Genomic DNA, 8996 nt, shown 5'->3' with positions numbered 1-8996 from the left:
AGACACAGAAGGTTGGGAATTGGTCTCGGTAGATCTTTCTTCCTATACCATATCCGGAGCGGTTCAGATACGTTTTGTTGTTGACGAGGGTGACTCTAATGGCTATTATGATGATGTTGCCATTGACGATGTTAAATTTGATGAACTAGACTACTGTTTTCCTGCATTAAACTTAACCGCAAACTATGTGGCTCCAACACAAGTAGAGCTTTCCTGGGATGATCTGGTAACTTCCACAAATTGGAATATCCAATATGGAGCTTCAAACTTTGGACTAGGAACCGGAACTACTGTGAGTGCTGATGCAAATCCTTATACAGTAACAGGACTTACATCCAACACTACCTATGATTTTTATATTCAAAATGATTGTGCAGACTCCAACAGTTCTTGGCAAGGCCCCATTACAGTAACTACGCCATGCGAAGTAACAGCTCCTTACACAGAAGAATTTAGCTATAATACTCCATCTTGTTGGAACAATAACGACAACACATATCCTTATTGGTATTTCAGCACATATAACTATTACTCAGGTGATAATGGAGATATGGGAGGTTCCACTATTAGCGATAGCTACTTTGCTTACGTAGATGGATCATACCTTACTTATTACGATGATGGTACTACGCTAACATCCCCTTTCGTAGATGTTTCAGACCTTGAATCACCTGCAATTCATTTCTTTTTAAATAGTAACAATCAGGGTTATGGAAATATTGATTTTTCAGTAGATATTTTTGACGGATCAACTTGGAATAACGATGCTTTTACGAGTAATGAAAATACCGATGGATGGGAATTTGTTTCTATCGATTTGAGTGACTACACTATTACTGGTAGTGTAGCTGCAAGATTTCATGCTAGCTACCCTACTTCTTCTTACGCATACTACGATGATCTAGCTATTGACGATGTTATGTTTGATGAACTTGACGTTTGCTTGCCGCCTGTAGACATTGCGCTTGAAAACATAACAGCAACATCCGCAGAGGTTGTATGGACAGATTTATCCGACTCCGCTACTGCCTGGAATGTTGAATACGGAACATCTGGATTTACGCAAGGATCTGGAACCACTATAGACGTATCTGCTAATCCTTATACCCTTAGCGAATTATTATCAAACACAAGTTATGACGTTTATATCCAAACGGAATGCACTTCAAACAGTACTTGGCAAGGACCTTATACATTCACAACTTTATGTGAAGAAACTGCGCCATACTGGGAAGACTTTGAATCCTATAATACGCCCGACTGCTGGACAAATGACCCAGATGGATATCCACAATGGTATTTCAGCAACTATGCTTCACATGCAGGATATTATAGTGATATGGGAACAGCAACTACAATAAGTCAAAATTATTTTGCTTACGTAGATGATTCTAATACACACTCAAACGGCACAATACTTTCTACTCCAGCTGTTGATGTTTCAAATCTTACAACGCCAGCTATTCATTTTTTCTTAAATAGTAATAACGAAGGTGATCCTAATTTAGATTTCTCAGTAGATATTTTTGATGGTAGCCAATGGAATAACGATGCCTACACCAGCGACAACAATACAGATGGTTGGGAATTTATTTCGATTGACCTAAGCGATTACACCATTACAGGTAATGTGGTTGCAAGATTTAAAGTTTCTGAAGCTTCATCTTCTTACGGAAATCAAGATGACGTAGCCATTGACGATGTAATGTTTGATGAGCTTGACATCTGTCTACCTCCTACAGACGTTACACTAAATAATATTACTGCGACCTCACTAGATATTTCATGGAGCGATTTGGATGACACCTATACTTCTTGGAACATAGAGTATGGGGCTTCAGGTTTTACGCAAGGTTCCGGTACTACTTTAGACATAGAAAACAATCCATATAACTTAACAGGCCTTTCCCCAAATACTACATATGACATCTATATTCAGACTGAATGTACCACGAATAGTATTTGGCAAGGACCTTTCACCGTTACTACATTATGCCAAGAAACGGCTCCATACTGGGAAAGTTTTACAAGTTATAACACCCCAGATTGTTGGGAGAATGATCCAGATGGTTACCCGCAATGGTATTTTAGCACTTATGTTTCACATGCAGGATATTATGGTGACATGGGAACTGAAGAAACACTAAGCGGATCGTATTTTGCCTATGTAGACGACAGTAATTCTCATTACAATGGAACTACGCTATCTACTCCGTCTGTTGATGTTTCATCTTTAACGACACCTGCTCTTCATTTCTATTTAAATAGTAATAATGAAGGAGATCCAAATCTTGATTTTTCAGTAGACTTCTTTGACGGAAGCTCTTGGAATACTGACATATACACAAGTAATACAAATACAGACGGATGGGAGTTTGTTTCCATTGACCTAAGTTCTTATAACATTACTGGTCCCGTACAAGCAAGATTCATTACAACTGAATCATCTTACGGAAATCAAGATGATGTAGCTCTTGATGATATTATGTTTGATGAATTTGATATCTGTCTACCTATTACAACGGCCTCGGTATCCAACATCGCAAATGATAATGTAGACGTTACTTGGACCAACAATAACGAAGGTACATCCTGGAACATTCAATATGGAGAAACCGATTTCACCATTGGAACAGGAACAACAGTATCTGCTTCCAGTACTACATATAATCTTAGTGACTTAAACGGAAGTACTACATATGACGTCTACATTCAAAATATATGTGATACCGAAACAGTAAGTGCATGGTACGGACCGATTACTTTTACAACACTTAACGATCCTCCATCTCCACCAGAAGGAGTTACATGTTCCACAGAGGAAGCTAATTATGTATTTACTGAAGAATTTGATACCCTAGGAGATTGGACAGGTGATGTCACCTCTGGAAATAGCTACAGTACTTGGGAAATTCCTGGTACTAGTGAAAACTATTATACCGGACCTAACACCGCTTATAGTGGTTCCAATTATATGCTATTTGAATCATCAAGCTCTTACTATTCAACAAAATCTGCTATTTCACCAGCAATTGACCTTTCGGAAGCGTCTGAAGAAGTAGAACTTTCATTTTACTATTTTGCATATGGTTATAACATAGGAACTTTCGATGTAGGAATAGCTACCTCAAGCACAGGTCCATTTACAAACCTATTCACATACACTGGGCAATATCAAACAACTTCAGTTGATAGTTGGATTCCTATTGGATTAGATATTAGTGAATATGCAGGAGAAACCGTTTATATACAATTTAAGCAAACACACACATCAGGTTCCTCAGGAGATGTAGCAGTTGATTTTTTACGTGTTCAAACTTGTATGGATATCTGCAACAGTCCAGAAAATATAGTTGCTTCGAACATTACAAGTAGCAGTGCTAATATTAACTGGGATGATACAAATGTGAATACAGAAGATACCTGGGAATATATCATTCAAGAGTCTGGAACAGAAATACCAGATGAAACAGATACAGGCATAGCCGTTTCTACACTACCTATATCTCTTGAAGGGTTACAAGCTAACACAACGTATGAAGTTTTTGTAAGATCTAATTGTGATGTGGATTTCAATAGTGATTGGTCAGACGCTTACACATTCACTACGCTCATTCAAACAGAATATACAATTTTTTGTTCAGCAGGACCTACAAGCGTAAACTATTGTTATGAAAACGATGACAACACCATGTATCACTTTACATCATCAGACGGAGCTACACAATTAAATATTTTATTTAATCAAGGATCTTTAGCAGATGAAAATGATCAAATCACAGTTTATGATTCTGATGAGTCCACAATCCTATATCAAGGAACCGGTGCTGATGGAGATCTTTCTGGTACTAATTTCATCTCAACAGGATCAGAGTTATTTGTTTCCGTAACATCAGACAGCACCAATAGTTGTTCTGATGGTGCCAATGTAACACCTATTAACTTTACTGTAAATTGTTATACCTGCGTTAGCCCCACAGTGGCTTATTCTGTAATTAGTGACTGTGCAGAAGCTCCACAGTTTGTCATCAATGTTGATATTACAGATTTTGGATCTGCTTCAAGCCTACTTATTAATGATAATCAAGGTACTGATGAACTTACTATAACTACACCAGATGTTTACATATTTGGCCCTTATGATAACGGCACCAACGTGAATATTACTGTAGCAAACGCTGATGATCAAAACTGCTCTGTTTACAGCGGTAGTATGACACAAGAAGAATGCCCGCCAATTTACGATGTTGCATGTAACACTATAGAAGCAGGCGATGACCAAACAGTAGATTGTGGAACTTCTGAAGTGGAACTAGAAGCTAACTTCACTTTTTCAGGAACCGACACAAGTACTTATCAATTAAGTAGTATTGCCTGTAACCCTGAAATAGAAGAAGGAACATCTTCTCAAGTTACCGTAGATGATCAATATTCTGGTATTATAGACATAGGTTTCGATTTCTGTTTCTTTGGAGAAACATACAACCAATTAGTTATTGGGGCAAACGGAGTTATCTCCTTTAACACATCTCTTGCAAATACATTCTGCCCATGGTCTTTTAGTGATCAATTACCAAGTCCTAGCTTACCAACAAATGCTATTTTTGGTGTTTTCCAAGATATCAATCCTGCCTATTGCGGTGATATAGAATATTTAGTTTCAGGAGAATCGCCAAACAGATCATTTGTTATAAATTACAATGATGTATGTTTATTTTCTTGCTCTACCGAAACAACAACTTCTCAAATCATTTTACACGAGGCAACCAATGCTATTGAAATAAATATTATTGACAAGCCTGTTTGTACATCTTGGAACAATGGGTATGCACTAGCAGGACTTCAAAACGCCGATGGTACTATAGGATATGCACCACCAGGAAGAAATACAGAAGTATGGACCGCAGAAAATGAGTATTGGAGATACGTTCCTGCAGGACCAGCTAATTATAGTTTTGAATGGCTTGATGGCTCTACATCTTTGGGATCAGATGCTTCCATTACTGTATCACCATTAGAAACCACTACCTATACTGCACAAATTAGTTACAACAAATGTGATGGAAGTTTAGCTACCCTTACAGATGATGTTACCGTAACCGTAAATACTCCTGTTGCAGAAAATGAATTTACGATTGAAAATGCAATCAACTTAATTCCAATAACATCTGCTGATGAAGGAACTATTGGTAATGATGCCTATAATTTCTCGGCTTATGTTGAAGAACCTTTAGAACCTATTCCATCTTGTTTTGCAGGCTCCATAGATGAATCATCATGGTTTAGCTTTACAGCTCCGTACAGTGGTGAAGTAGAAATCAATACATACATTCCAGATGGTGCTTCTTCAGTTGAAATAGCAGTTTATTCTGGAGGAACAACGTCTTGTACACAACTTATAACGACAGGAGAAGAAATTGCTTGCGCAACAAATTCTGATATAGTTTCTCTTGAATTAACAGATGAAAATGCTTTAACCCCTGGAGAAATCTATTACGTACAAGTTAACAATGTAGCCGATGCTACAGAAACTTTTGGAATTGAAGTGGTTCAAGTAGGGTGTATTCCTCCATCTTATGAAACCCCAATTATAGTTAATGACTGTGATAACGACCAATACTATGTAAGTCTAAATATTACCGATCTTGGAAATGGAACTCCATTGATTTCAGATGGATCAAACACATGGAATATTTCTGCTACCGGAACCATACAAGCCGGTCCATTTGATATTGCTGAAACTAGTACTTTAACGCTTCAACATGGAATTGACGGACTATGTGATATCGATTTAGGAGAATTCAGCAGTATTTGTGCTCCTGATTGTGTTAGTAATGTAATCATCACTCTAAATGAAACTTGTGGAAATTATGAAACTTCCATCTCTTGGGATTCAATATCCAATGCAAGTGGGTATAACCTAATAGTAGGTACATCTACGGGAAGTAGCGACATTTTAGAGCTAGACCTCGGAAATATTACAGAATACAGCGTTACAGGAACTGTAAACACTACTTATTATGTAACTATTACTCCGTATAACGATGCAGGTACCGCTACTGGATGTGATGAACATTCCTTCACAACCATTGCAGATCAATGTTATTGTGAAGCTATTCCAGAAGCCTTGGAAGGTAACGGCATTACAAGTGTAACCATCAATTCAACTGAGTTTACACCAGAAACTTATGAAACATATACTGATTTCACTGATTCTGCTGTAAACGTTCAACAAGACATTAATACCACAGTTGATATCACCTTTGAAATTGGTTACCCATACGATTATGCTATTTGGGTTGACTTTAATAATGATTATACCTTAGACACTACAGAACTCCTGTATTCAGGAACATCGGGCTATGATAATCCAGATGAACAACAAGCTTCTTTCGTTATACCTTCTACTGTTTCAACAGGAAATCATTTAATGAGAATTGTGAGTGCGTCTACAGGAACACAATTATCTCCTTGTTATAATGGAAATTGGGGTGTAGTACAAGATTTCATGCTAAATGTTAATCCTACAGCATGCTCACCAGCAACTTATGATACTCCTATTGTTGATGCAGATTGTGATAACGACCAGTTCTACATTGATATCAACATTACAGACTTAGGAAATGGTTCACCATCTATTACTGATGGTACAGATACTTGGAATATTACAGCAACCGGAGCTATGCAAATAGGTCCATTTGAAGACAGTGCTTCTGTAGATCTTATGTTAAATCATGGTACGGATACCGATTGCGATGTAGACTTGGGCTCATTTACTTATACTTGTCCAGTTCCATGCTATGCTGCTAGTTATTCAGAAGCAACAATTAATGAAGACTGTGACAACGATCAATTCTACGTAACTCTTGAAGTTACAGATATTGGAGATGGAACATCTACTGTTACAGATGGAGTTGACTCATGGAATGTAACAACCACTGGAACTATGCAAGTAGGTCCATTTGAAAACGGCGCTTCAGTTGAACTTACTTTAACCGGTTCTGATACTAGTTGTGACACAGACCTTGGTTCTTTTACATACACTTGCCCAGTTCCTTGTGTACCCGTTACATATAGTACGGTAGACGGTGCAACAGATTGCGACAACGATCAATATTACGTTATTATTACTGTCACAAGTTTTGGGGATGGATCCTCTTATTTCACAGATGGCACCAATATGTGGAATATCGTCTACAATGGTCAAAATTACATCGGTCCATTTGCTTCCGGTTCTACAGTAGATATAAGTATAACTCATGAAACCGATACTGTTTGTGACTCTTTTGTTGGCACATATACATACACGTGTCCTGTTCCATGTGAGGCAGCAACTTACGATACTCTTGTAGTTAATGGAGATTGTGATAATGACCAATTCTACGTTGATATCAACATTACGGACTTAGGAAACGGTTCTCCATTCATCACAGATGGCACAGATACCTGGAATATCACCTCAACAGGGAATACGCAAATAGGTCCATTTGAAGATGGTGCTAATGTTTCTCTTACTTTAAATCATGGTTCCGATGACAGTTGTGACATAGATCTAGGATCATTCACATATACGTGTCCTACTCCATGTGAAGCAGTCATATATGATACTCCAACAATTGCCGAAGATTGTGATAATGAGCAATTCTATGTTGAAGTTGACATAACAGACCTAGGAAATGGAACTTCTTCTATAACAGACGGATTTAACACTTGGAATATTACTGAAACTGGAGTACTTCAGGTAGGTCCCTTTGATAGTGGATCTTCAGCTGAATTATTACTATTACACGGAACTGATGGCAGTTGTGATATAGATTTAGGATCTTTTACATACACTTGTCCGTTTATATGTGAATCCCCAACGTATGGATTCTCCAACATCAATGAAGATTGTGAGAATGAGCAATTCTATGTAAATGTTGATATTACTAGTTTAGGAAATGGATCTCCAGGCATAACTGACGGTACAACTACTTGGGATGTAACTGCCATTGGAGCTATACAAGTAGGTCCTTTTGAAAATGAATCTACAGTAACGCTTACCTTAAACCACGGAATTGATTCTGATTGTAACGTAGACCTAGGATCATTCACATATGCATGTGCTACTCCACCAGCAAATGATGATCTTTGTAATGCAATTAACTTAGATGTACTAGACAGTAGTCAAATAGGATCTACAGATGGTGATGCGTACACTACGGTTGATGCAACATTAGAAACAAATGAACCTGTTCCATCTTGTTTCAATACTTCTAATGGATCTGTTTGGTTTAGTTTTATCGCTCCAGAAGGTGGAGAAGTTCAAATTACTACAGATATACCTGGAGGAACTTTAACAGATACGCAAATAGCAATATACAGTGCTTCTTCTGTATCTTGTTCAGACATGACTTCCTTAGCCACCTCTATAGATTGTGATCAAGACAATGGAGTAACTATTCCAAACAACTCTGATATACAACTTACAGATGTAAATGCACTTGTAGAAGGAGAAATGTATTATATTCAGGTAGATTACACCGGTGAAGCCGGCACATTTGGAATAGAAGTAATAGACTTGGCTACGAACGCTATTAAAGGAGCAGAACATGTAGAGTTTTCTTATTATCCAAACCCTGTGAAATACCACAAACTAAATCTTCAAGCTAATATGCCTATCAATTCAATTGAGGTTTACAATATGCTTGGCCAAAACGTACTTTACCTTACTCCAGAGTCTACAACATATACCATTGATATGAAACAATTGGCTTCTGGAAATTATATAATTAAAGTAATGGTGGGTGAATACATGAAAACGATTAAAATTTCTAAAGAGTAATTCCGACCCTCAACTAATATGCAAAAAGGCTACCTTTATGGGGTAGCCTTTTTATTTTTTATATTCTTAATAGTATTTTGAATGTAGTGTTAAATTCAAACTAAAAATAACGAAAGAAAAAGTTCATGTCAATAATCCCCATTATATTTGAAGGACACTGACAATTATAGAT

1 protein-coding gene is annotated in these 8996 nt (G+C 37.4%); it reads left to right on the top strand.

What is annotated here, in order from left to right:
* Positions 1-19: 19 nt before the first annotated feature.
* Positions 20-8824 (top strand): fibronectin type III domain-containing protein, encoded by an 8805-nt coding sequence (locus tag BM383_RS15365; protein WP_218157950.1) that lies wholly within the window; start codon positions 20-22, stop codon positions 8822-8824.
* Positions 8825-8996: the final 172 nt, after the last annotated feature.

Origin of the sequence: Pustulibacterium marinum, from assembly GCF_900116665.1 — a bacterium.
GTDB lineage: Bacteria > Bacteroidota > Bacteroidia > Flavobacteriales > Flavobacteriaceae > Pustulibacterium > Pustulibacterium marinum.
This window is presented reverse-complemented; position numbering and strand designations above follow the sequence as displayed.